Annotated in this window: 22 protein-coding genes and 3 pseudogenes; 11 read left to right on the forward strand and 14 right to left on the reverse strand. The window is 43.5% G+C overall.

Going from position 1 to position 23,034, the window contains the following annotated elements; translation table 11 throughout:
* Positions 1 to 137 precede the first annotated feature (137 nt).
* Genes AC6RV6_RS10445 through AC6RV6_RS10455 form a run of 3 tightly spaced genes read left to right on the forward strand, consistent with a single transcriptional unit; the run spans position 138 to position 4,607 of the window.
* A complete protein-coding gene (locus AC6RV6_RS10445) occupies positions 138 to 2,828 on the forward strand; it encodes a DEAD/DEAH box helicase (RefSeq protein WP_500240780.1) in 2,691 nt (896 codons plus the stop codon).
* A gap of 16 nt (positions 2,829 to 2,844) precedes the next feature.
* On the forward strand, positions 2,845 to 4,173 hold the full coding sequence (locus tag AC6RV6_RS10450) for a DNA methylase (RefSeq protein WP_500240781.1): 1,329 nt from the start codon (positions 2,845 to 2,847) through the stop codon (positions 4,171 to 4,173).
* 5 nt (positions 4,174 to 4,178) lie between these two features.
* The gene (locus AC6RV6_RS10455; RefSeq protein ID WP_500240782.1) at positions 4,179 to 4,607 is read left to right on the forward strand and encodes a hypothetical protein; all 429 of its coding nucleotides are present in this window, start codon (positions 4,179 to 4,181) and stop codon (positions 4,605 to 4,607) included.
* Here the strand turns inward: AC6RV6_RS10455 and AC6RV6_RS10460 are convergent.
* The 3 genes from AC6RV6_RS10460 to AC6RV6_RS10470 are packed head-to-tail and all read right to left on the reverse strand — an operon-like array spanning position 4,558 to position 7,107.
* Complete coding sequence (locus AC6RV6_RS10460) at positions 4,558 to 5,730, reverse strand: beta-ketoacyl-ACP synthase (protein ID WP_500240783.1); 1,173 nt, start codon at positions 5,728 to 5,730, stop codon at positions 4,558 to 4,560. The two genes, AC6RV6_RS10455 and AC6RV6_RS10460, sit on opposite strands and share 50 nt — an antisense overlap.
* 8 nt (positions 5,731 to 5,738) lie before the next feature.
* Complete coding sequence (locus AC6RV6_RS10465) at positions 5,739 to 6,494, reverse strand: peptidylprolyl isomerase (RefSeq protein ID WP_500240784.1); 756 nt, start codon at positions 6,492 to 6,494, stop codon at positions 5,739 to 5,741.
* A gap of 46 nt (positions 6,495 to 6,540) precedes the next feature.
* Positions 6,541 to 7,107 (reverse strand): photosystem I assembly protein Ycf4, encoded by a 567-nt coding sequence (locus AC6RV6_RS10470; protein ID WP_500240810.1) that lies wholly within the window; start codon positions 7,105 to 7,107, stop codon positions 6,541 to 6,543.
* 552 nt (positions 7,108 to 7,659) lie between these two features.
* Between AC6RV6_RS10470 and psbD the strand changes: the two genes are divergently transcribed.
* From psbD to AC6RV6_RS10490, 4 genes and pseudogenes are all read left to right on the forward strand, one after another.
* Entirely contained in the window at positions 7,660 to 8,718 is a 1,059-nt protein-coding gene (gene psbD / locus AC6RV6_RS10475; protein WP_500238499.1) for a photosystem II D2 protein (photosystem q(a) protein), read from the forward strand.
* A complete protein-coding gene (psbC, locus tag AC6RV6_RS10480; protein ID WP_500240785.1) occupies positions 8,702 to 10,087 on the forward strand; it encodes a photosystem II reaction center protein CP43 in 1,386 nt (461 codons plus the stop codon). The genes psbD and psbC overlap by 17 nt, the downstream gene beginning before the upstream one ends.
* A 209-nt stretch (positions 10,088 to 10,296) precedes the next feature.
* Positions 10,297 to 10,491, forward strand: coding sequence for a transposase (locus AC6RV6_RS10485; protein WP_500240812.1), 195 nt, complete (start codon positions 10,297 to 10,299; stop codon positions 10,489 to 10,491).
* 31 nt (positions 10,492 to 10,522) lie between these two features.
* Positions 10,523 to 10,870 (forward strand): annotated as a pseudogene (locus tag AC6RV6_RS10490) (transposase); the annotation flags it as partial.
* Positions 10,871 to 11,019: 149 nt separating this feature from the next.
* On the opposite strand, the pseudogene AC6RV6_RS10495 reads toward AC6RV6_RS10490, so the two are convergent.
* The 6 genes and pseudogenes from AC6RV6_RS10495 to AC6RV6_RS10520 all read right to left on the reverse strand — a co-directional run bounded on the left by AC6RV6_RS10495 (position 11,020) and on the right by AC6RV6_RS10520 (position 16,238).
* Positions 11,020 to 11,520: pseudogene (locus AC6RV6_RS10495) on the reverse strand (transposase family protein).
* Positions 11,504 to 11,806, reverse strand: a complete 303-nt coding sequence (locus AC6RV6_RS10500) for a helix-turn-helix domain-containing protein (RefSeq protein ID WP_500240786.1) — start codon at positions 11,804 to 11,806, stop codon at positions 11,504 to 11,506. Before AC6RV6_RS10500 ends, AC6RV6_RS10495 begins: the two are co-directional and overlap by 17 nt.
* A 124-nt stretch (positions 11,807 to 11,930) precedes the next feature.
* Positions 11,931 to 12,340, reverse strand: a pseudogene (locus AC6RV6_RS10505) (IS1 family transposase); the annotation flags it as partial.
* Between the two features lie 49 nt (positions 12,341 to 12,389).
* A complete protein-coding gene (locus AC6RV6_RS10510) occupies positions 12,390 to 13,175 on the reverse strand; it encodes a TrmH family RNA methyltransferase (protein ID WP_500240787.1) in 786 nt (261 codons plus the stop codon).
* Between the two features lie 113 nt (positions 13,176 to 13,288).
* Positions 13,289 to 14,701: an HlyD family secretion protein gene (locus AC6RV6_RS10515; RefSeq protein WP_500240788.1), complete on the reverse strand. Its 1,413-nt coding sequence runs from the start codon at positions 14,699 to 14,701 to the stop codon at positions 13,289 to 13,291.
* 64 nt (positions 14,702 to 14,765) lie between these two features.
* Positions 14,766 to 16,238, reverse strand: a complete 1,473-nt coding sequence (locus AC6RV6_RS10520) for a M50 family metallopeptidase (RefSeq protein ID WP_500240789.1) — start codon at positions 16,236 to 16,238, stop codon at positions 14,766 to 14,768.
* A gap of 141 nt (positions 16,239 to 16,379) precedes the next feature.
* Here AC6RV6_RS10520 and AC6RV6_RS10525 point away from each other — a divergent pair, with 141 nt between their 5' ends.
* Entirely contained in the window at positions 16,380 to 16,520 is a 141-nt protein-coding gene (locus AC6RV6_RS10525) for a hypothetical protein (protein WP_500240790.1), read from the forward strand.
* Between the two features lie 651 nt (positions 16,521 to 17,171).
* Here the strand turns inward: AC6RV6_RS10525 and AC6RV6_RS10530 are convergent.
* Both AC6RV6_RS10530 and AC6RV6_RS10535 read right to left on the reverse strand, forming a co-directional pair.
* Positions 17,172 to 17,486 (reverse strand): hypothetical protein, encoded by a 315-nt coding sequence (locus AC6RV6_RS10530; RefSeq protein ID WP_500240813.1) that lies wholly within the window; start codon positions 17,484 to 17,486, stop codon positions 17,172 to 17,174.
* Positions 17,443 to 17,628: a transposase family protein gene (locus AC6RV6_RS10535; protein ID WP_500240791.1), complete on the reverse strand. Its 186-nt coding sequence runs from the start codon at positions 17,626 to 17,628 to the stop codon at positions 17,443 to 17,445. The genes AC6RV6_RS10530 and AC6RV6_RS10535 overlap by 44 nt, the downstream gene beginning before the upstream one ends.
* Positions 17,629 to 17,746: 118 nt before the next feature.
* Here AC6RV6_RS10535 and AC6RV6_RS10540 point away from each other — a divergent pair, with 118 nt between their 5' ends.
* Complete coding sequence (locus AC6RV6_RS10540) at positions 17,747 to 18,409, forward strand: hypothetical protein (protein WP_500240792.1); 663 nt, start codon at positions 17,747 to 17,749, stop codon at positions 18,407 to 18,409.
* Positions 18,379 to 19,056 (forward strand): CHAT domain-containing protein, encoded by a 678-nt coding sequence (locus AC6RV6_RS10545; RefSeq protein WP_500240793.1) that lies wholly within the window; start codon positions 18,379 to 18,381, stop codon positions 19,054 to 19,056. Before AC6RV6_RS10540 ends, AC6RV6_RS10545 begins: the two co-directional genes overlap by 31 nt.
* Positions 19,057 to 19,085: 29 nt before the next feature.
* On the opposite strand, the gene AC6RV6_RS10550 is transcribed toward AC6RV6_RS10545, so the two are convergent.
* From AC6RV6_RS10550 to rlmN, 3 genes are all read right to left on the reverse strand, one after another.
* Positions 19,086 to 19,931 carry a glycosyltransferase family 2 protein gene (locus AC6RV6_RS10550; RefSeq protein WP_500240811.1) on the reverse strand — a complete coding sequence of 282 codons (846 nt, stop codon included), beginning with the start codon at positions 19,929 to 19,931 and terminating at the stop codon, positions 19,086 to 19,088.
* A 21-nt stretch (positions 19,932 to 19,952) separates the two neighbouring features.
* Positions 19,953 to 21,029, reverse strand: a complete 1,077-nt coding sequence (locus tag AC6RV6_RS10555) for a glucose-1-phosphate thymidylyltransferase (RefSeq protein WP_500240794.1) — start codon at positions 21,027 to 21,029, stop codon at positions 19,953 to 19,955.
* Between the two features lie 108 nt (positions 21,030 to 21,137).
* Positions 21,138 to 22,223, reverse strand: a complete 1,086-nt coding sequence (rlmN, locus tag AC6RV6_RS10560; RefSeq protein ID WP_500240795.1) for a dual-specificity RNA methyltransferase RlmN — start codon at positions 22,221 to 22,223, stop codon at positions 21,138 to 21,140.
* A gap of 198 nt (positions 22,224 to 22,421) precedes the next feature.
* Here rlmN and AC6RV6_RS10565 point away from each other — a divergent pair, with 198 nt between their 5' ends.
* The gene (locus tag AC6RV6_RS10565; RefSeq protein ID WP_500240796.1) at positions 22,422 to 22,850 is read left to right on the forward strand and encodes a response regulator; all 429 of its coding nucleotides are present in this window, start codon (positions 22,422 to 22,424) and stop codon (positions 22,848 to 22,850) included.
* The last annotated feature ends 184 nt before the right edge of the window (positions 22,851 to 23,034 follow it).

The following is a 23,034-nucleotide window of genomic DNA, read 5'->3' on the forward strand; positions in this document are numbered from 1 at the left end:
GTTAAGCTAACAGCAATCTGAAGTTAAGTCACTGCAAATTCTAAAATCATGTAACATGGGATTTGATAGATCGAGTTAAGCGTACTGTATTTCCCATAAGGCTCTAGAATAGAAGAAACGGGAAATTTCCCCCTTATATGAACGAGCCAGCTAGTCAAATTACTATTCCAACACCCTCTCTCAATTTAGAGCAACTTTTTCCCTTTCCACTCGATCGCTTCCAAAAACAGGCGATCGCAGCCCTCGACTCGGGAAAATCCGTCGTCGTTTGCGTTCCTACGGGATCGGGAAAAACTCTCATCGGCGAATATGCCATCTATCGCGCCCTCAGCCGGAAGAAGCGAGTTTTTTATACCACCCCCCTCAAAGCCCTCTCCAATCAAAAATTCCGCGATTTTCGCCATCAATTCGGCGAAGAAAATGTCGGTTTGCTAACCGGAGATGCTTCCTATAACCGGGATGCTAGCGTGTTAGTCATGACGACCGAGATTTTTCGCAATATGCTGTATGGGACACCCATTGGACAAGTGGGCACATCTCTCATAGATGTCGAAACCGTAGTTCTCGATGAATGCCACTACATGAACGACTCTCAGCGAGGCACAGTTTGGGAAGAATCCATTATTTATTGTCCGCCAAAAGTGCAACTCGCCGCCCTTTCCGCTACCGTTGCCAATGCCGACCAACTTACCGACTGGATCGGACGAGTTCACGGTGAAACCATTCTCATTCAATCCAATTATCGTCCCGTCCCTCTCGAATTTAATTTCAGCGGCCTCAAAGGTCTTTTTCCTCTCCTCAACGAAAAAAAAGCAGGTGTAAATTCTCGCTTATTCCCCAAAGGACGGCGTAACCCCAAACAGCGCTTGCGAAAAGAAGATTGTCCCCCCATTATCCAAGTGGTGAAACAACTGGAAATGAAGGAAATGTTACCCGCTATTTACTTTATTTTCAGTCGTCGGGGGTGCGATAATGCCGTCAACCAATTGCCCGGATTTCATCTGGTTAACCCGGGGGAAGCGAGAGAACTAAAACGACGGATCGAAGAGTTTTTAGCGTGGAATCCCAGTGCAGCCCGTAGCGGACAAGTGGAACCCCTCCATCGCGGTATTGCTGCCCATCACGCCGGCATTTTACCTGCTTGGAAAGGCTTTGTCGAAGAATTATTTCAGGACGGACTTATTAAAGTTGTCTTTGCCACAGAAACCCTCGCTGCCGGGATTAATATGCCCGCCCGCACTACAGTGATTTCCGCCATCTCCAAACGCAGCGATCGCGGCCACCGCCTTCTTACCCCCTCAGAATTTCTGCAAATGGCGGGACGTGCGGGGCGACGAGGCATGGACGAACAGGGGTATGTGGTAACGGTACAAACCCGCTTTGAAGGTCCCAAAGATGCGGCCAATCTCGCCTTAAAATCCGCCGATCCTTTAGTGAGTCAATTCACTCCCACTTACGGTATGGTTTTGAACTTGCTGCAAACTCACAGAATAGAGGAAGTCAAAGAACTCCTCGAACGCAGCTTTGCTCAATATATTGCCACTCTCGCCCTCGAACCTCAAAAAGAAGCGATCGCCTCTCTCACTACCGACCTTGCCAAATTAGATGTCGAACTATCCCTCGTTAATGAAAAGCAATTCTCTCATTATGAGAAATTAAAAGAACGCCAGCGAGAAGAACGCCGCTTATTAAAAACACTACAAGAACAAGCCGAACAAAGCCATCATAAGGAAATTGCTCGCGCCTTAAACGAAGTATCGAGCGGGCGAGTCATCTATCTTAAAGGCAGACATATTAAAGTTGCCACCCCTATCCCCGCCATCGTTTTTGCCCAAACCCCCGGAAGTGGCAAAGCTCCTTATTTCATCTGTTTGGGAGCGGATAATCACTGGTACGTTGTCGCAACTGCAGATATTATCGCCATTGATGTGGCTTCTTTATCTCTCTCTCTTCTCGATACTTTAATTCCTCCTGATACTTTAACGATAAAATTAGGAAATTCCATTAAAGGAGAGGAAATTAGTGCTGAAGTTGCCCGCTTGATTCCCGATAATGCCCTCGAAACTCTCGAAACCCCCGAAGTTTACGAACAGCGCCAACGCCTCGAAGCCGTGGGGGAACAATTACAAAATCATCCCCTTGTACAATGGGGAAAACCGGGGAAACTGCTCAAACGCCACAAACATCGCTTGGATTTGCGATCGCAATTGCGCGATCGGCAGGACAAATATAAGGAATATCAAACCCATCACTGGCGAGAGTTTTTAAACCTCGTCAAAGTGCTGCGAGAATTTGACGCATTACACGAATACGATCCCACCGATATCGGTAAAGCGGCGGCAGCACTGCGAGGAGATAATGAGTTGTGGTTGGGTTTAGTTCTCATCTCCGGTCATTTAGATCGATTGACTCCTCAAGAACTCGCAGCAGCAGCTTATGCGTTGATTTCCGATCCGCCTCGCCCCGATACCGGAACGGTTTATCTGCCCCCAGAAAACACTTTAATTGCCCTCAGACAACTAACTCCTTTACGGCGAGAGTTAATTAAGTGTCAGTATCGTCATAAAGTGAGCTTTCCAGTTTGGTTAGAAGAAGAGATATTAGATCTCATCGGTATTGTCGAACAATGGGTATTGGGTGTTGAGTGGGATGAATTATGCTATAACACCAATTTAGATGAAGGTGATTTAGTGAGGATTTTACGACGGACGATGGATTTCCTCTCCCAGATTCCCCACGTTCCCGGATTGTCGGTAGAATTACAACAGAATGCACGAGAGGCATTACAATTAATGCGGCGTTTTCCAGTAGAAGAAACAGTATTTTAAACGATATTAACTTAATATGAAACAACTTTCTTTATTTGAGCCGATCGCAGCCGAAGATCGTGATATTTATCAATACATTGAAGGGGATATTCCTATCGATCTCTCAGAAAATACATTTATTTCCCTCGATCGCAAAACTCCCTTAAAAATCTATTCTCTTGGTTTTCAACCTGCAAAATCTATTCCAGAGATTCCGCGTTGGTTCTTACAAAAATATGGTTCTGAAGATTTTACTGTACTCGAACCTTTTGCGGGTTCGGGAACTACAATTCTGGAAAGTTTGCGCTATGGTGCATCGATTTATTGGCTAGATTATAATCCATACAGTCAGTTGATTTGTCAAGTAAAAACAACAAAATTTAATCTGGTTGAAGCGAGAGAAATCGGTCTACAAATTCTTGAAAAGGTTGGCGATCGCAAGACTGCTCCAGAAACTGTACAATTTTCCAATCGAGATTTTTGGTTTCAACAACCCGTTCGAGAAGGACTGGAAATTCTCAAAGAATATATTAATTTAGTATCTCAAGATATTCAACCTCTTCTCTGGCTCGTTTTTGCCTCTACTGTTAGAAAAACATCCGATATGAATGATGGTATGATTTTGGCTGCAAAACGTTCTCATATTAAAGATATTCCTCAAAGATCTCGTGAAGATACATTTAAATATTTTAAATTTTATTTGGATAAAACATTAGAAGCTCTTGGAGAGTGGCAATATTTTTTTGATCGTTCTTGCGATCGTTCTATTCAATTACCTCTAGAAGATGCCAAGAAAATTGATGGGAATTTTCAAGTTGAAGCAATTATCACTTCTCCACCTTATATTAATGCGATCGATTATATTTGGGCGTGTAAATTTGAGTTGCATTGGTTGGGTTTAGTCACAACAAATAAAGAACGATTGGATTTATATTCTCGTGAAATTGGCACGGAAAGAATTCCTAAAAAAGAATATCAAGAATTAGGATATACAGGTTTTCTTCCTCTCGATCGCTTAATCGAAGAAATTTATACAGGACAAAAGTATAAAGCGAGTAAGGGGCAAAATCAGCTTAGAGCCAGAGTTGTCTATAAATATTTTCTAGAGATGAAAGAACACTTTCAACGTTGTTTTACTCATCTTAAGAATGGTGGTTATTATTGTTTTGCGATCGGTAACAAGAGCAAAATTTGTGGGGTCGAAATTCCCGTAGCCGATCTCTTGACAGATTTAGCAGTAGAGATTGGATTTAGGAAAGACTTTTCTTTTCATTTATTATTGAAAAACCGTCGCCTCAATCTTCCCAGAAATGTTGATTGGGCAAGTACGATTAAATACGATACAATTGTTGTATTACAGAAATAAAATTGATGAACTCAAATGAAATAGATAGCTCTTTAGAAACTATTTTGACAAAATATAGCGAATCATTTTCAGCAAAAGTTTTTAACGAACAATCTTCAGAAGAAGACGCTCTGATGCGCGTTTTTGGTTTAACTCAAGAAATGAAAAACACTAACCGCCAGTATTGGGGGAGAGAATTAGGCGCGTGTTGGGAACGCTTGGTTAAAGAATTATGTCGATTAACTTGCGATCGCTTTCAAGAACCTCATAATACCAGTTACGATCTTGCGATCGCTAATGATGCTATCGATACAAAATATCGCTTGGGTTCGGGAGATGCCAAAACATTAAGAGGATTCAAAAAAACACGATCGCTTTACTCTCTAAAACAATGCCAAATTCTTCTCAATTCCCTACAACTAAAATGGTATTTTGTCCGCCAAAACCAAAACTAAAACAAAGGGTATTTTGAATATTCGCCGATCGCACTTCGCGAACAAAATTCAAGTCAAATTCCGGCTCTTGCAACCCCGTACAAGGGGGTAAAACTTGATGTTTGAGTGCCAATAAACAAAAAGCAACCCCGATCGCGCCGGATGCCCCTAAAGTATGTCCTGTTGCCCCTTTTGTCGAACTGACGGGAACGTTTTTGGAGAATAAATGACGAATCAATTTCGCTTCATTGCTGTCGTTTAAGCGAGTGCTAGTTCCGTGAGCGTGGATGTAATCAATATTTTCTGGTTTGAGATGACTGCGATCGAGGGCATTTTTAATTGCGATCGCAGCACTTTTCCCCTCAATTTCCGGCGCACTGACGTGATAACCATCCGCCGTCGCGCCAAATCCCAAAATCCTACCGTAACACTTCGCCTGACGGCGTTGCGCGAGTTCCTGAGATTCTAAAACTAAAACCGCCCCACCTTCCCCCAAAACCAAGCCCTTGCGACGCTTATCAAAGGGATAACACCCGGTTTTTGCCAAGGCACCCATTTTCGCAAATCCCGCCAGAGTTAAAGGCGTAATCGGTGCTTCTACCGCCCCTGCAAGGACGCGATCGCACTCCCCCGAGCGAATCAGTTCGACTCCCCGAGCGAGCGCCCAAAGTCCCGTCGCACAAGCCGCCATCGGCGCAAGTACAGGCGCTCTCGTCGCGATCGCCCTCGCTGCTAATACCGCCCCTCGATTGGGCAAAGTATCGAGCCAAGGGTAATGGGATAACTGGTGACTGGCAACTGGTGTAGGGACGTTGCATGCAACGTCCCTACTGGTGACTGGTGACTGGTGACTGGTGACTGATTCCCACATTCCCTGACAGCCGCGACTCGAGCCGATCGCGACACCGCAATTGGGTAAAGGAGGAGATAAACCCGCATCGGCCAAGGCTGCGAGAACTACCTTTTCGGCGATCGCTGTTAATTGTTGCGGTTGGCTGTCAATCAACCCCAAAGGATAAGGGGGAAGTTCGAGAAACGGCTGATGCCACTGGATTCCCACTTCCCCCTCAATTAAACTTTGCCAACTGGAATTTAAAGATCCCAGTGCCGAGATTAAACCAATCCCGGTCACAACAACTTCCACTCGTTTGATTAAGATTTCTTAAGGTTTTCTAATCCTTCAATCACTGTTGCCGACTCAATGCGATCGCCTTGATTAATCGCTTCAACAGCTTCCATGCTTTCCGGGGTGACATAGCCAAAAACAGCATAATCGCCATCTAAAAAGCCTAACTCCGCCAACGTAAAATAGAACTGAGAGGAAGCCGAGTCCGGCATCTGAGACCGAGCCATAGCGATCGCTCCCTTGGTATGGCGTAAAGCCGGAGGAGCAGAAACTCGCGCTTGTTTGAGAGTTTTGCTGTAAACCGGAGCATCTGCTCCTTCTGGCGTAATTTCTAAAGGAATATAGCGCGGGCGATCGGTATCCGGATCGATAAAACTTCCCGACCCCAAACGAGCAACCGGAAAACCGGGATCTTTACTTTGCGGATCTCCCCCTTGAGCCACAAAAGGTTCGGGTTCTTTAATCACGCGGTGAAAAACTAACCCATCATAAGCCCCTCGTGCGACCAAATCGACAAAATTTCCCCCAGTAATCGGAGCCTTGTCGCCATCAATTGTAATGCGGATCGGCGAACCATTCACCTTCATTTCCACAATCGCCGTCCCTTCTAACTTTGGTAATTCACTCATTTGCAGACTGCTGGCTCCTGTTGTAATAGTATTGGCTTCGGCGGTATTTGCGGTCGAGCTTGCTTGGGGTTCGCTACACCCGACCAAGATAAAAGAAATGGCTGCGATCGCTAAAAGAGAAGTTTTCAACCACATCCGTGCTTTATTTTTCATGTTTTCTGAATCACAGTAAAGGTAAAGAAGTAAAGATGAGGCAATTTTATAACCCTTCTAAAGGCACTTGTAAAAATCGCGCCAATTCTGCACCTTGATTTTCCAATTCCGAGAGAGAGAGGGGCTCTCCCGCCCGAGAGAGAGGAATATCGCGCTGTTTTTTCACTCGCAGGTAAAGCGATCGCTTGGGATTCAGTCCTTCGCGAACCTCAGCCCGTACCGATTGAATATCATCCAGAGGATATTTAATCTCAATGCGGCGATCTTTACCCGGAAATCCCCAGCGAAAAATAATCATTTTTCCAGTTTCTTTGTTGAATTCGTTGTAACCGCCGCCAACATCCAACAAAATGACAACCGTTAAATATACTGCGACGAGACTTCCCACAGAGCCGTAAAACAACAGCGCAACCCCTTGAGGAAAAAACATTAATTGACTCGTATCGCTCACCAACAGAAAATTTTTCTGGAAATAGCTTGAAAGTCCTGCTAAAAAGAAGCCGACCCCTCCCATCGCTGAAATAATCGCCCAAAAATAATTGCTGAAGCGACGAGAGCCAATAATTTCTTGGCGCAGGATAAGATTGTCTTGCCGTGTCGTCGGTGCTGTCATGGAGTCAATGCTGCTCTGTTTGTTCAACAATCTCCCATTGTAAAGGAAGAGGGAGCGAGAAGCAGTGGCCAGTCAATTTGCCTTTCCCAAGTCAGATTTCTGAGGAAAAATGTGTCATTTTGTAAAATTTTCGGTAATAATATCTTAAGCGCGCAAACTAAGCGTCTGAAAACTTGAGATAACCCTAGGGAAGATGGGGTTCTGCCTGTGGACGCTGAGTAAGACCAAGAGAAACTCGTTTCTGGAGGCCTCGGCGGTGGAAGCAGGAAGCTGGGATTTGATATCGTCAGCACTTCATGCGGGTCAAATGCTGATTTCTATATGGTCTCAGTTAAAACCAAGACTGACAGCAAATAGATTTTGGTAATTTCCGACCCTGATGTAATGTTAATAAACATAAAGTTGACCGTTTCGGCATCGCAATCCGAGCGGGAAGAGATCTAAAAAAGTCCCTGAAATCTCTGGTCTAACGGCTCGAAGATTTCAATCACTGTAAAATAGTCTCTTTTAATAAATCTTGCCCCAATTGATTAAGCAAGAGGTTTTTTGATTATGACCGTAGCAATGGGACGCGCTCGCGCCCAGAGAGGATGGTTTGATGTCCTCGACGACTGGCTCAAACGCGATCGCTTCGTCTTCGTCGGTTGGTCGGGTTTACTCCTGTTCCCCTGTGCCTATCTCGCCCTCGGGGGCTGGCTCACCGGCACAACCTTCGTCACATCTTGGTATACCCACGGTTTGGCATCTTCCTACTTGGAAGGTTGTAACTTCCTCACCGTTGCCGTTTCTTCTCCTCCCAACAGTCTCGGACATTCCCTGATTTTCCTCTGGGGACCCGAGGCGCAATGGAACTTTACCCATTGGTGTCAGTTGGGAGGACTCTGGACCTTCGTCGCCCTTCACGGCGCATTCGGGCTGATCGGCTTCATGCTGCGTCAGTTTGAAATTGCCCGTTTGGTGGGAATTCGTCCTTATAACGCGATCGCCTTCTCCGCCCCTATCTCGGTATTCGTCAGTGTTTTTCTGATGTATCCCTTGGGACAGTCGGGTTGGTTCTTCGCCCCCAGCTTTGGGGTAGCGGGTATTTTCCGCTTCATCTTGTTCTTGCAAGGCTTCCACAACTGGACCCTCAATCCCTTCCACATGATGGGAGTCGCGGGTATCCTTGGCGGGGCATTACTCTGTGCCATCCACGGAGCCACCGTAGAGAACACCCTCTTTGAAGATGGAGAATCCTCCACCACTTTCCGAGCCTTTAATCCCACCCAAGCCGAAGAAACCTACTCAATGGTGACGGCAAACCGTTTCTGGAGTCAGATTTTCGGGATTGCCTTTTCCAACAAGCGTTGGTTGCACTTCTTCATGCTTTTTGTCCCCGTAACGGGATTGTGGATGAGTTCGGTAGGCATTGTCGGTTTAGCCTTAAACCTGCGAGCCTATGATTTTGTCTCTCAGGAGATTCGGGCAGCAGAAGACCCCGAATTCGAGACATTCTACACCAAGAATATCCTGTTAAATGAAGGTCTGCGAGCTTGGTTAGCTCCCCAAGACCAACCCCATCAAAACTTTAAATTCCCTGAGGAGGTATTGCCGCGTGGTAACGCTCTCTAATACATCTTTCGCTGGCGCAGGTCGCGATCTTGAATCGTCCGGTTTTGCTTGGTGGGCGGGCAATGCTCGTCTCATCGAACTTTCCGGTAAACTTCTCGGCGCTCATGTCGCCCATGCTGGACTAATCGTGTTTTGGGCTGGGGCAATGACCCTATTTGAAGTTGCCCACTTCAACATTGATAAGCCCATGTACGAACAGGGCTGTATTTTGCTTCCCCACCTCGCTACTTTAGGCTGGGGTGTCGGACCCGGTGGCGAAGTCATCAATACATTCCCTTATTTCGTTGTTGGCGTACTGCATATCATTTCCTCAGCCGTCCTCGGATTGGGTGGAATCTACCACGCCATCCGCGGCCCTGAAGTTTTAGAAGAATATTCCGATTTCTTCGGTTACGACTGGGCTGATAAAAACCAAATGACCAACATTATCGGCTATCACCTCGTCCTTTTAGGTTGCGGTGCATTGCTATTAGTGTTTAAAGCCATGTTCTTTGGCGGCGTTTACGATAGTTGGGCACCCGGTGGCGGTGATGTCCGAATTATCAGTAATCCCACCTTAAACCCTGCCGTTATTTTCGGGTATTTAACGAAAGCGCCTTTTGGCGGCGAAGGTTGGATTATCAGCGTCGATAACATGGAAGACGTTATTGGCGGTCATGTTTGGATCGGACTCATTTGTATCGGTGGCGGAATTTGGCACATTCTCACCAAACCTTTTGCTTGGGCGCGTCGCGCTCTGGTTTGGACGGGAGAAGCCTATCTCTCTTACAGCTTGGCGGCTGTATCCCTGATGGCTTTTATCGCCTCGTTCTACGTCTGGTTTAACAATACAGCGTATCCCAGCGAATTCTACGGACCTACCAATGCGGAAGCTTCTCAAGCTCAAGCGATGGTGTTCCTCGCTCGCGACCAAAGCCTCGGTGCAAATATCGGTTCGGCTCAAGGACCGACAGGCTTAGGTAAGTACCTGATGCGCTCTCCCACTGGAGAAATTATCTTTGGTGGTGAAACGATGCGTTTCTGGGACTTCCGGGGACCTTGGCTCGAGCCTTTACGCGGGCCGAATGGTTTGGATTTGGATAAGCTCAGAAATGATATTCAGCCTTGGCAATTACGTCGTGCTGCTGAATACATGACTCATGCTCCTAATGGATCTCTCAATTCTGTCGGCGGCATTATTACCGAGCCGAACTCGTTTAATTACGTTAATCCTCGTGCTTGGTTGGGAACTTCTCACTTCGTTTTAGGGTTCTTTTTCTTGATCGGACACTGGTGGCACGCCGGACGCGCTCGTGCGGCTTCTGCTGGTTTTGAGAAAGGAATCGAACGTGAAACCGAACCCGTTCTCTCGATGCCCGATCTCGACTAGAATTTTGCGCTTGGCATTATTCTCAATTGAGTTAAAACTCCTGCCTTCGGGCGGGAGTTTTTGCGATCGCATTGATTTTCTTTCTAAGGTAGGGCTTGCTGAAAAGAGTGGGAAGGGTTGCAATCGAAGGCTGAGAGAAGCCAAAAAATGGATAAAATGTAAGAAAAAGCTGTAAAATCGAGGAAATCTCTTGCACCAGCCCGAAGAAAATGTACCGAAAAGTAGAGAAAGCAGAAAGTAGCGAAGAGAAATTCCCTCTCCTTTTTGAAGGGAGATTATGTGAAGAAAATCGCTGGGTAATAATGTCCAAGCTAGTTCCTTGGTCAGAATTTGAAGAGGAATATCAAGAAAATTTTTCATCAGAAATGGGAGCGCCAGCAAAACCATTTAGGATGGCATTATAGAAACTTATTAGTAGGATCAGAAATCTTTCGTCAACAAAAATGGATGTATGAAAATAAGAAAGAGAGAATTGATAATAGAATTGTAAGTTTAAGTCAACCGCATATTCGTCCAATGGTAAGAGGAAAAGCGGGAGCTAATGTAGAGTTTGGAGCAAAATTATCAGCAAGTTGTTTTGAAGAATATGTATTTTTAGACCGTGTCAGTTGGGATAGTTATAATGAAAGTGGAGATTTAAAAGCACAAGTTGAGGCCTATAGAGAATTGACAGGATATTATCCAGAATCTGTTCATGTGGATAAAATTTATCGGACGAAGGAAAATCGCGCTTGGTGTAAAGAAAGAGGAATAAGAATGAGTGGACCTCCTTTAGGAAGACCCATTTAGTCTTGAATCTTGTCACCCCGTAAATCATTATCTCTCGTTATAGAGGGGGGGGATTATTGACAACCTAAAGTTATGATTTCTCACATCTAAAACTGGATTGCCCTCTACCCCCATTTTTTCTAACTTTTTCAGCAAGCCCTATTTTAACAAGGTTTGGAAGGTTCTTCTGTTAGAAAGTCACTCCAAAGATGGCGCTGGATAATTTCAAATTCTCCAAGGCGATCGCGACATTCCACAACATCTAAAATCAATGCTCCTATCCGTAAGCGAACTAACCCAGCAATTGTCTCAATTACCGATTTATACTTTTCAACTTTTAAACGAAATCTTTCTTGAGCCACTCGAAAAATTTTTAAAACACCAATGATATGTTCTACAAAAATTCTCAAAGATGAAATTTGCCGATTTTTTTCTTTTTATTCAGAAGAAAGCTCTCCATTTTTGGGCTTTTTCTGCGGAGTTCTAATGGCTTCCTCTCCCACATAACCTTTATCTCCCGAAAATTTTTGCTTAGGGTTAAATTCTTGGTGTCGTAAACGCCAGAGATTTATATCACTGAAAGGTCCTTTTTTTCCAGCTATCATATCAACAATATCTCCTCCCCTTGGTAAGACAATTAATTGATTTTTAAAACAATGTTTCATTCGCTGTTGTTTCACTTACTTGAAACAGTAATCCTAACACCTGAAATGTTAAACCTTGACGCAAATAAATCAGGGTCAACACAATTTGGTCTTCCACAGATAATTTATTTTTTGTTCCTCCACCTCTACGAATCAGTCTTATCTTTTTTGCTTCCTTCTCTTTTTGCTTTTCCTCATGCAATCTTTTCCCTAGTTTGATTATTAAATTCAATTGTTCTTCCCGGATTCCTACTAAGCGCGTTGCTTCTTTCGGATGTTTTTGTAAGTATTCCCATGTATAACTCATACTTTTCCTCAGATTTTTACTTTATCAGACTATAATATCCCAATTGAGGTATTTTGGAGAGGTCTATTGCTGGAGCATATAATTGAGGAAAGATCCCAAAAGATCAACTTTGGACAGGGTAGTCCTAAACAGATAAGGATGAGTTGTAGTAATGAATAAAGAGCCAAATAGCACCAATATGATTTTCCAGCTTTTTAGAAAAAGAGAGAGTTTTTCTCACCAAACGAGAAATGCGTTGTCGCATCGTACAATTGAAACGTTCAATAGCATTTTTCTTGGTTGGTTGGATAAGGCGAGGAAACCTCGCCATCCCCCAACCGCAGTTTTTCCAGTTTCTTTACCAACCGCTTTATAGCGTTTACTGGGGAATACGAGGGCATAGGCGTTCCAAAAATCCGTGTAAGCGATCGCACATTGGCGATAAATTCCGGGTAGCGATCGCCAATGTGCGATCGCGCTCTTTTCAGAGCGATCGCCAACATAAACCCCAACAATCTCACGAGTATTGACATCAATAGCCAGCCAAATCCATTGATTGATTTCAACATCTTAATCTTCTCTTTTTTATTCTATCATTACTTCTTCAGGAGTACCTCGCGACGTTATCTTGTCCCCTCAATCTTTGCCGTTGCGCTTCATAGAGAAGAAGTGCGGCAGCCACGGCAACATTGAGAGATTCTACCCCGATAGAGACAGGAATAGAGACTTGCAGATCGGCTAATGCGATCGCTGCTTCCGACAGTCCCGCACTTTCATTGCCCAAAAGAATAAGACTGGGTTGCTGCCAATCCACATCCCAATAAGTGAGAGAGGCTCGCGGGGTAGTCGCTACGATCTGTACGCCGCGATCGCGATAGGTGTTCAACGTTTGCCCTAAATCCGCACTGACCTCGATGGGCAGGCGAAACCAAGCGCCGGTAGATGCTCTCAAGGTTTTAGGATTGTCGGCTTCAACGCTATCGGCACTCAACCACAACCCCTCAGCCTTTGCCGCGACTGCAGCCCTTACAATTGTCCCGAGATTTCCGGGATCTTGCAATCGCTCCAGAAACAAACCTAAAGTGAGGTTTTTCGGCAAAACTGAATGAATGCGCTGGCGAGGGATAGCGGCAACGATGCCATCGGGGTTCACCGTTGTCGCGATCGCTTCTAAAACCTCTGGCGCAACGATTTCCGCTCTTTCCGCCCGTTGATAGATATTCTCCCATAAATGAAGATAACGCGCTTGCCAAGCCAAAGTACAGCAGGCGATCGCGATCGGGCTATGGGTTTCGCAAGCCGCTTCTAGTAAATTCGTTCCTTCTAACAAGCACAAATTTTGCTCTCTTCTGGCTTTGAGATAGCGCAATTTCTTTAATTTTTTTACCAATGGGTTCTGCAAGCTGGTAATCATTGGATGATGAATATATGGGTGAGAAAATCAGCGATCGCCTCTCGCCTTCCACCTCAATTCAATCATCCTACGACCGCTCTCGCTATTTTCTAAGAATATTTTCTAAATTTAAACAAATTCAAAATTTCTCGTCTTGCTTGTTCGTAAAGGGGAATTTTTCGAGGTGATTTAATCGTCGCATAAACTTTGGCACCGGGTTGTAATGTACCTTCAGTGGAATTAATCAGAGCGGTGACTTGGAGCGTAGACTTTTGCAATTGTTCGTTACGTTCCAAAACCGTGATAATTTCCTCAATGGTGGTCGTAAAACTGGGCAAACCGGGTTCTAAGGGTTTAAATTTCACCTCCGAGCCGGCTCTCACTAAATCGCGATCTTCTTGGCGCACCTCAATAATGGCAACCAGTTGAGCCGGATCTGCAATTTCCATTACCACTTCACCGGGTTGTAGGGTTTTTCCTTGCAACGCAAAGAGATTTTGCGTCACAATAGTTCCCTCGATCGCCGTGCGAATGACGTGACTTTCCTGTTTTTGCTGGGTGCGTTTGTCTAGTTCTTGCTGAATTTGTGCTTGAATGGGCTGGCGACTGTTGACTTGTGCCTGAGCCGAAATGTATTCTTGTTGGGCGACGGTGACGGTGGTTTGCAAGCGATTGAGTTCATCAGTTCTGACTTTTAACTCATCTTGTAATTGGCGTTTGGCAGTTTCGAGAGCCGAACGATTTTGACCGATTTGCGCCGCGATCGCCAGTTTGCGCCGTTGGACTTCCGCCAATTGCTCTCGAGAAATGGCACCTTCTTTAACCAAAGTTTGCAAGCGTTGGAAAGAATCATTTAAGCTGGTTTCAGTGGCTTGTAAGTTGGCAATCTGTATTTGGTAGCCTTGAATGTGAGCAGGAGGAGAGCCGGCATTCATGCGATCGATCTCTCCTTGTAGTTGAGCAACGCGATCGCGGGCATAGTTATATTGTTGTTGGCTCTGGTTTAAGCGAGCCTGTGCGGAAAACATCTGTTGTTTGGCAGATTCTGTCGTCGCGAGATTTTCTTGCAAGCGTAACGTCCAATTGCCGATTTCTGCCTCAATTTGTTCGCTTTCGACAATGGCGAGAGGTTGATTGATTTGTACGGGTTGGTTGGGGACGACTAAAACCTCTTTAATCAGTCCGGGAATTTCCATGTGAACCATTTGACGCGCCTCGGGATCGGGTTCTAACCATGCTTCCGCACGGATAGAAGGTTGCACGCGGATTTGACTGATAATTCCCACACTTAGCAGGATACTCCCTGCAATCCACCAACCCAAGTAAGATTTTTTCTGGCTTTCGGTTGGACTGGGAGCGACTAAATTAGACGGTTTGGGAGCAGTTGCGAGATTGGCTGCAGAAGTCTGGCTCTTTTGTTCGGTAGGTTGAGGCAGATCTCGTACTTTAGTGTCCGCCGTATTGTTTTTTTCTGGCGGTATTTTGGGTTGCAAGGTTTGGAAATGACGGATTTTGTTATTCATTGTTATTGGCTTGCCTTGAGCGAAGTCGCAGGATGATTGGTTACTTTTTATTCATTACTCGTTATCAATCTGGTCTGGGAAAAAAGAAGTAAATTAACCATGCAAGGATGAGAAATAAAGCAGTGATGGGAAGATAATCTAATGTCCAATAAATAACTAAGCGCAGAATGCTGCCGAAAACAAAGAGGAGATATAAGAGACTTAAGGGAGCATAGATCGCTAAAATGCCGCAATCTTGAGGGTGTTCTTCGATCGCTTTACCTTGAAATAAAGTGGCGTAGAATTTGAAAGAGCGATCGCGCAGATTATTAATGCCGGTAACGGCGACGGCGAGGTGATAGCCGTCAAATTTGGCCATGGGGTTGAGGTTGAGGGTGAGGGTAAAGAGGGCAGTAACCATGAGCAAATAACTGGTGGGTTTGAGCCAGCTATTATCGACGGAGAAGTGCCACAACCAAAAGGCGATCGCACCGATGGCGAGTTGGCACAACACCCCCGCCCCCACCACAAAAACGCGCTGTCGGCGTTTCACCAAGCAATAGGAGTCGCTGGTATTGGTATAAGCGGCGGGCATCAAGAGCATAAATAATAAGCCGATTTCTGGGACGATGCCGCCGTAATGCTTGAGGGTGAGGGCGTGGGCAAATTCGTGAATGGTGACCACCAGCATGGCAAGGAGACCGAAAGGGATAATTAAAAGCGCCCCTTGGGTTTCCCAGAGCAATCCTCCTTCATAGAGAATTTGCGATCGCAGATTTAAACCGTAAATCAGGGATGTCGTCAGAACGCCCAAAAGCAAGAAGAAAAAGGGTTTACTCCAAATCCAGCGCAGGACTCGAGCCGGGGAATGCAGCCAGCGATCGGGGTTAAAAAGAGGAAGCTTAAAATAGAGCAGTTGCAGGGGGGTAAATTTCTTTTTGGGGGGTTGAGGGGGATGAGTTCCCACAAGCATTCCCGTCGCCGCGAGGAGTTGCAGAATATAGTTCAGTTGAGCAGAAGGGATATGGTAGAGTTGCGCGATCGCTTCTATTGGCATTTTTCCCAATTGCGCGATCGCCATTCCTGTATCGCGATCGATTTGCAAATAAGTAACATCTTCAGGGTTGCGAAGAATCCAATACCCTTCCGGATGTTCGATCCACTGCACGCAAGACTTAAAAGCAGGCGAAGAAGCAGAATTTTCTCCCCTTGCTTCCCTAATTGGTGACTGGTGGCTGGTGACTGGTGATGGTTCTCCTATCTCTTCGATCGCCTTCAAACTCACTAAACGATCCAATAACTGCACCACAAAATCCGAAGGGATGTCCGCAAATTGCTGCTGGCAATAGTGCTGAATTTGTCGCGTGGTAAATTCTCCAGTAAAGTATTTCAGCGCATAACCTTCGAGAGGATTAACAGGATAGCGGAGCGTTCCGTTTTTATTAGTGAGAATCTTTTGTTCTGAGTTCCGCAGTTTGGCAACTCGCCAGTAAGCGGTAATATCGGGACAAAGATAATCGGGAATAGAGTTAGATGTTTTGCGAGCGGTAGATGTCACGGTTCTTTGGGAGCGAGAAACTCTTAATTACATTAGTCTATTTTTGCTATAAAAGTAAGAAAGAAACCCGGCCATTTAGCTGGGTTATCACAATAAGGTGTAGGTTTTGGACATCAACAAAAAGAATCTGAGATGCCGTTAATGAATTCTCTGGAGAGTCTGGAAAGATTTATGCAGTTTTTTACTGTATTTACAATTTGTTACGAAAAATCGGCGATCGCACCTCAAATTCAGAAATTATTGGCGAAAATCAACGGACGTGAAAGCGATCGCGATGAATAAAAATAGTGGAGATATTCTTTCTCTGTATCTCCTTTTCATTTACTTAGGTGTCTATACCCATACTTCAATACCACCCAAATGGCAATCGCTATCCAGCAATAGTACAGAAATAATATGGATAATGATAGCGATCGCTCGCAGATTCCTATTTTTCTATATCTTCATTCTGTTCTCAGAAGAAGTGGGTTTTACCATTTGAGACTATTCTTAATAGTTACAATTTATTACATAGTTTATCAGGAAATATCACGAAACATAGAGCTCCACTAAAACCTTGAGGATTTTAATCATTTTCTTAATTCTCGTATTGTATTCGTTCAAACTTAAACTTTTTTTTAAGATCCAAGCGCCGATGAAGTATTTTAAGCTAGAAATAACAAGCATTATCTTGTTTCAATTAAATGCTCTCTGTATATGAACTTATTATTAAAAATGTGAACTTTGAGTGCAGAAAGCACTCAATAAAATTGGGTCTACCGAACCTAGTATGTAGAACTAAGTTGAGAAAAACGAATCCAACCCAACTCTGATTTTGAAATTATCAAAGTTTCTGAAGCCGTATCCTTTTCGTTTGTCTTGGTCGATTGGATATGGCGAGGAAACCTCGCCATCCCTCGACCGCTTAATTAGTTTCAATTTATTGTTAATTCCTTAGTCTATACTTACTTCCTCGATTCCTCTCAACACCTCCTCTCCCCATACTTTCAGGTATTCTATTATTACTTCTTCTACTCTTTTTTCGATTATTCCTACCACTTGACTTTTCTCTATATCTATCAACACTACATAATAGTTTTTTTGTCCTTTCACTATTTTTTCTTTTAATCTTTTTGTATATGTTCTTTTCTTTTCCACAAATTCTAAGTCTTCGCTAAATTTTTTTTCCACAGCGATCGCAACGCATTTGTCGGCGATTGACTTGTCAATATACTTCTTGTTCTCCCCAAGGTAAATCTCTGACTGCATATTGATGATTCTGATAAAGTTTATCGGTTAGATTTCCACACTTTGGACAAGCTACCTTTTTTTCTTCTTTTTCAAGATATACTATTAATCCTATTCCCGATACAATTTTGTGATTTTTAACGACAATTCCTTCTATATTCAAGATATTTTCTATAAAATTTTTAGTCGTTGTCGTTCATTTTCTTTTTGTACTATTTCTGACTTTTTCTACATATCATGTTCGGTAGACCCGTATAAATTATCTACAAGAAGCACGAAAATTGACCGAGAAAGCATTATTCCTCGCACAACCCGGACAATACCCTCATATCGCTTATCAATGGGAATGGCAACTCGGACGATTGTTACACGAACAAGGAAATATAGAAAGTGCGATCGCATCCTATCAAGCAGCAATAAAAACTTTAGATTCAGTTCGCGAAGATATGTTAGTTATTAACTCAGATGTTCAATTTAATTTTCGCGATTATGTCGAACCTGTTTATCGAGAAATTGTCGATCTTTTGTTTGAAAATGCAGAAAATTTTCCTAATTCTTCCCAAGAACAAGAATCTTTAAAAAAAGCTCGCAACTTTATCCAATCTCTCCAACTTGCAGAACTTGCCAATTTTTTAAAATGCCAAATTTCCGCTCAACAAGATGTGACTATTGATGATATTGTTGAGATTCAAGATTCTCAAGAAGCAGTTGTTCATATTATCTTATTGAATAATAAAGTGAATCTCGTGTTAAAATTACCGAATGAAGACTTGGAATTTTATAGCTCTCAAACCGATCGCGATCGGTTAGATGGGACAAAAACCATCGAGCAAACTGTAAAAGACTTAACAACAAATCTCCCAGAACCCAATGCAGAAAATGCCGTTAAAAAAGATGCTCAACGGATGTATCAATGGCTCATAGAACCGTTGCGATCGCAGTGACTTCTGGCTTACAACTCCAAGACCCCGAATTAATCGAACAACAACGTTTAAATGCTTTATTAGGTGGAATGACTGAATTTGAAGAATATCGCAATATCGCTAATATTGAAAGACAATTTGCCAAGATAAAGGCTAAAATTCCCAGTGAAATTTTACTCGATGAAAACTTTACCATTGCAGCATTGAAGGCAAAACTTGAAAGATTGTCTATTCCCGTCCTACATTTAGCCACCCACGGTCAATTTAGTTCCGATCCTGAAGAGACATTTATTGTCACGGCTGATGGTAAAATGAATGCCGATCGCTTGGGAAATATTATCCAAAATAGTAATGCGATCGCATCGCAACCCATTGAATTACTTTCTCTCGTCGCTTGTGAAACTGCAACTGGAGATAAACGAGCAACATTAGGCTTAGCTGGTTTAGCGTTTAAAGCAGGTGCAAAAAGCGCTTTAGCGACATTATGGAAGGTGATAACTAATGATTCTCCTGGAGATTTAATGAGTCGGTTTTATGAACTGCTTCAAGATGGTACAATGAGTAAAGCAGAAGCATTACAAAAAGCACAATTAGAATTTTTACAAAGCAGAAATCGACGTACCCCTAACATTTGGGCTCCCTACATTTTGATTGGTAATTGGCATTAAATGAGTAACCGAAAATTGAGTTAAACCGTCTATCGACTCAAATAACGAGTAATTCCTCTGAATTTTCCCCAACCAATTTGAGGTTTTATTGGGAATAAAATTAATCCATAAATAAATAGGCGAAAAAAGCGGAATAGGAAAATCGGAAAAGGTGCATATTTTTTTAAAGTTAAGAGATAACTATAGGTACTATGTTCTATTTTTTTGCCGATATTGCGATCGGTAATTGAGGAAGGATGATGCACGATCGCAATGCGATCGGTAATCGCAATTTGATGTCCTTCTTTCTGATATCGCTGACAAAAATCGAAATCTTCATAATAGAGAAAATATTGCGGATCGAATTGAGGAAGATCGGGAAATTTCTCTAAGTTAACTAACAAACTACATCCGCTTACCCAATCACAAATTGCATAAGGTTGGCGAGAAGAATGAGCCAGTAAATTTTCTTCAATAATAGCACCACGACACGGGATAAATTTTCCACCTGCAAACCAAATTTCGCGATCGGGAGTATAAATAATGGTTCCTAAAATAGAGATATGCGAAGATTGAGAAAAGAATAAATTAACTTGTTCTAAAGTATTTTCTGGTAATACCGTGTCGGGATTAATAAGCCAAACAATTGCCTTACGATCGCGCTCCCAAGCCCATTTTAATCCTACATTACATCCACTACCAAAACCAAGGTTTTCCTCTGTTTCTAAAACAAATACATGTTCCGATTTTAATTGCTCAATAGTGCGATCTTCAGGAGAATTATTAACAATCACAAACTGATAAACAATATCTGAACTCTGCGACAAAGATTGAATCAACCGCTCGATTAAATCCGTCGAATAATAATTAACAACAACCAAATAAATAGTTTGCATCACTGATAACTGATAACTGAATTAAGGCATTAACTCAATTTTGCAATCATCACCAATCATAAATCTCAGAGCTTTCGGACGCTTCTGTGCAAGAATTAATTGAGCGCGTTGTCCGATTAGACTATCGACGATACGTTGATGAATATTGACAATTTTTGCTCCAGATAAAATTACACTGTGATCGATATCTGTATCGATAATTGTAACGCGATCGGCAATACTGCTATAAGGACCGATAAAACAATTTTCTAAGTGACAATTTTCCCCAACGATCGCGGGTCCGCGTATCGTACAATTAATCAATTGCGTTCCTTTTCCTATCTCAACGCGACCGTATATTTGAGAGTGTTCGTCGAAATTCCCAGCAATTTTAGTTTCTAAGAACTCATCGAGAACAATATGGTTTGCTTCGAGGAGATCGTCTTTTTTCCCGGTATCCAACCACCACCCCGATAATTGCATAGCTTGCACATTATGCTGTTGGTTGATTAAAGTTTGAATTGCGTCAGTAATTTCTAACTCTCCTCGTGCTGAGGGCTGAATTGCCGCGATCGCATTGTGAATGCTACGATTGAAAAAATAGACCCCCACTAACGCTAAATTTGACGGCGGATTTTTGGGTTTTTCTCTAAGTTCTAGAATTCTGCCGCGATCGTCAACACTTGCCACACCAAAAGCACTGGGATTTTTAACCTCGCGTAACAAAATTAATCCGTCTAATTGTTGTTGCTGAAACTTGGCCAGAAATTCTTGTAAGCGATCGCGAATTAAATTATCGCCCAAATACAAAATAAAAGGAGAATCATTCAGAAACTCTCGAGCAATTTTGACAGCATGAGCGAGTCCAGCCGGTTTTTCTTGGAGAATATAAGTAATCCTAACGCCAAAACGACTGCCATCTCCTGTTTTTGCCTTAACTTCTTCCCCAGTTTCCGGACTAATAACAATACCAATCTCGCGAATTCCTGCCGCCGCGATCGCTTCAATTCCATACCATAAAATCGGCTTATTGGCAACAGGAACGAGTTGTTTTGCCCCCGTATAAGTCAGGGGACGCAAGCGAGTTCCTTTTCCACCCGAGAGAATTAATGCCTTCACGTTTTCAATTATCCACGAACAGTTTTCAATTATCCATGAAAAGAGAACAAACAACAAAAATGACTAACTGGTGACTGGTGACTCTCTTGCTCGGCATTCCCTTGCGTCTTACGCCGACGCGGGGTCTGAGCACTGGTGACTGGTGACTGGTGACTGGTGACTGGTTCTAAGTTGGCCGCAGGCGGCATCAGCTTCTAAGCCTCGAGAATAGCGAATGCTGACGGCTATTTTATATTGTTCGAGGGTATGTTTAAACTGTTGAATATCATGGGTGCTGGGGCGTTGATAATCTGCGTCAGAAATGGGATTATAAGGAATTAAATTCACGTGAGTTTGCAATCCTTGCACTAATTTAGCCAAAGCGATCGCCTGCTGAGGAGCATCATTTACTCCGGCGAGGAGAATATATTCAAAGGTGACGCGCCGTCCGGTCATATTGACGTATTTGCGACAGTCAGCTAGGAGTTTTTCTAGAGGATAATGTTTGGCACTGGGAATTAATTGCGCTCTTAATTTTTGCTCGGGTGCATGGAGACTGACCGCAAACGTGATTTGTAAATTATGTTCGGCTAATTGGCGAATGCGGTTGGGAATGCCAACAGTAGAAATCACGAGCGATCGCTGACCGATGCCGACATCTTCATTCAATGTTCGTACCGATGCCACCACTTCATCTAAGTTTAATAAAGGTTCTCCCATGCCCATAAACACGACATTAGAAACCCGACGCTTAAAATCGTCTTGTACTGTTAACACCTGATCGACAATTTCCCATGCTTTCAGGTCGCGGACAAATCCGCCTTTTCCCGTCGCGCAAAAATTGCAATTCATGGGACATCCGACTTGGGAGGAGACGCAAACCGTAAGACGTTTTTCCGTAGGAATGCCGACAGTTTCCACGATCGCGCCATCTTCGAGACACAGGAGGTATTTCCGAGTTTGGTCGGGGGCTATACTGCGATGATGCAGGCTCGATCGCCCGATTTTGACCGCTTTGAGTTCTTCTCGCCATTGTTTGGGGAAAACGGTAATTTCCGAGAGCGATCGCGCCCCTTTCTGGTATAACCATTGATGGAGTTGTTTGCCGCGATAGGGCGGTTGACCCTGCGATCGCACCCATTCAGTGAGTTGCGCGAGGGAGCGCCCCAATAAAACATCATCTTGTTTGGGTTTTTCTCGAACGGGTACGGTCATTCCTCAAACTCCCTAACGGTATCGTTTTCTATTGTCACCGAATTGAGGCAAGATTGACACGATCAATTGCTGAACCTCGCTCAAATCATTGCGAAATGTAAAGCAATCCGGTATAAATAGAAAAAATATAAATCTATAAAGTAAACAATGTAGAGTAATTCCCACATTTGTTTACTATTCCCAGTTGAAGGCTTTGATATGATAAATCGCAATATTTTGCTGGTTGAAGATAATGTCGCTCACGTCCGTCTCATTGAAGAGGCTTTTAAAGAAAGTGGAGGCTCTCATCAAATGATGAATGTGAATGATGGTGTCGAAGCGATCGCCTACTTGCGACAAGAACAAAAATACTCTAGCGTTCCCCGTCCGGATTTGATTCTCCTCGACTTAAATTTACCGAGGAAGAACGGCCATGAAGTCCTCGCCGAAATCAAAACCGATCCCAACCTCAAACGCATCCCCGTCCTCGTCCTGACGACTTCTAGAGATGAAGGAGATATTCTCAATAGCTATGCCCTTCATGCTAATTGCTACTTAAATAAATCGAGCAATCTACAGCAGTTATTTGAAGTCGTCCGCAAAATCGAAGAATTTTGGCTGACGACGGCGATTTTACCTTGCGATTAAATTCAAACGTTCTTTATTGGACTTCCTGCCTATGCTTTAAATTGCTGTTATTTTCCGTGGAAGTGGATCCCTCACCGGAATTCCCCTCTTCATTGCTTGTTTCATTTCACTTTCACCAACGTTAAGAATTATAAATAAATATATACAAACCCACTCAGAGTCAAGTAAATATTAAGACATAATA

This window comes from Spirulina sp. LEGE 11439, from assembly GCF_059821285.1.

What these genes read in the sequence shown, in the direction of transcription:
- AC6RV6_RS10445 (WP_500240780.1), top strand. Translation starts at nt 138, where the DNA reads ATGAACGAGCCAGCTAGTCAAATTACTATTCCAACACCCTCTCTCAAT.
- AC6RV6_RS10450 (WP_500240781.1), top strand. Translation starts at nt 2,845, where the DNA reads ATGAAACAACTTTCTTTATTTGAGCCGATCGCAGCCGAAGATCGTGAT.
- AC6RV6_RS10455 (WP_500240782.1), top strand. Translation starts at nt 4,179, where the DNA reads ATGAACTCAAATGAAATAGATAGCTCTTTAGAAACTATTTTGACAAAA.
- AC6RV6_RS10465 (WP_500240784.1), bottom strand. Translation starts at nt 6,494, where the DNA reads ATGAAAAATAAAGCACGGATGTGGTTGAAAACTTCTCTTTTAGCGATC.
- AC6RV6_RS10470 (WP_500240810.1), bottom strand. Translation starts at nt 7,107, where the DNA reads ATGACAGCACCGACGACACGGCAAGACAATCTTATCCTGCGCCAAGAA.
- psbD (WP_500238499.1), top strand. Translation starts at nt 7,660, where the DNA reads ATGACCGTAGCAATGGGACGCGCTCGCGCCCAGAGAGGATGGTTTGAT.
- AC6RV6_RS10485 (WP_500240812.1), top strand. Translation starts at nt 10,297, where the DNA reads ATGTACCGAAAAGTAGAGAAAGCAGAAAGTAGCGAAGAGAAATTCCCT.
- AC6RV6_RS10500 (WP_500240786.1), bottom strand. Translation starts at nt 11,806, where the DNA reads ATGAGTTATACATGGGAATACTTACAAAAACATCCGAAAGAAGCAACG.
- AC6RV6_RS10515 (WP_500240788.1), bottom strand. Translation starts at nt 14,701, where the DNA reads ATGAATAACAAAATCCGTCATTTCCAAACCTTGCAACCCAAAATACCG.
- AC6RV6_RS10525 (WP_500240790.1), top strand. Translation starts at nt 16,380, where the DNA reads ATGAATTCTCTGGAGAGTCTGGAAAGATTTATGCAGTTTTTTACTGTA.
- AC6RV6_RS10530 (WP_500240813.1), bottom strand. Translation starts at nt 17,486, where the DNA reads ATGCAGTCAGAGATTTACCTTGGGGAGAACAAGAAGTATATTGACAAG.
- AC6RV6_RS10545 (WP_500240793.1), top strand. Translation starts at nt 18,379, where the DNA reads ATGGCTCATAGAACCGTTGCGATCGCAGTGACTTCTGGCTTACAACTC.
- AC6RV6_RS10550 (WP_500240811.1), bottom strand. Translation starts at nt 19,931, where the DNA reads ATGCAAACTATTTATTTGGTTGTTGTTAATTATTATTCGACGGATTTA.
- rlmN (WP_500240795.1), bottom strand. Translation starts at nt 22,223, where the DNA reads ATGACCGTACCCGTTCGAGAAAAACCCAAACAAGATGATGTTTTATTG.
- AC6RV6_RS10565 (WP_500240796.1), top strand. Translation starts at nt 22,422, where the DNA reads ATGATAAATCGCAATATTTTGCTGGTTGAAGATAATGTCGCTCACGTC.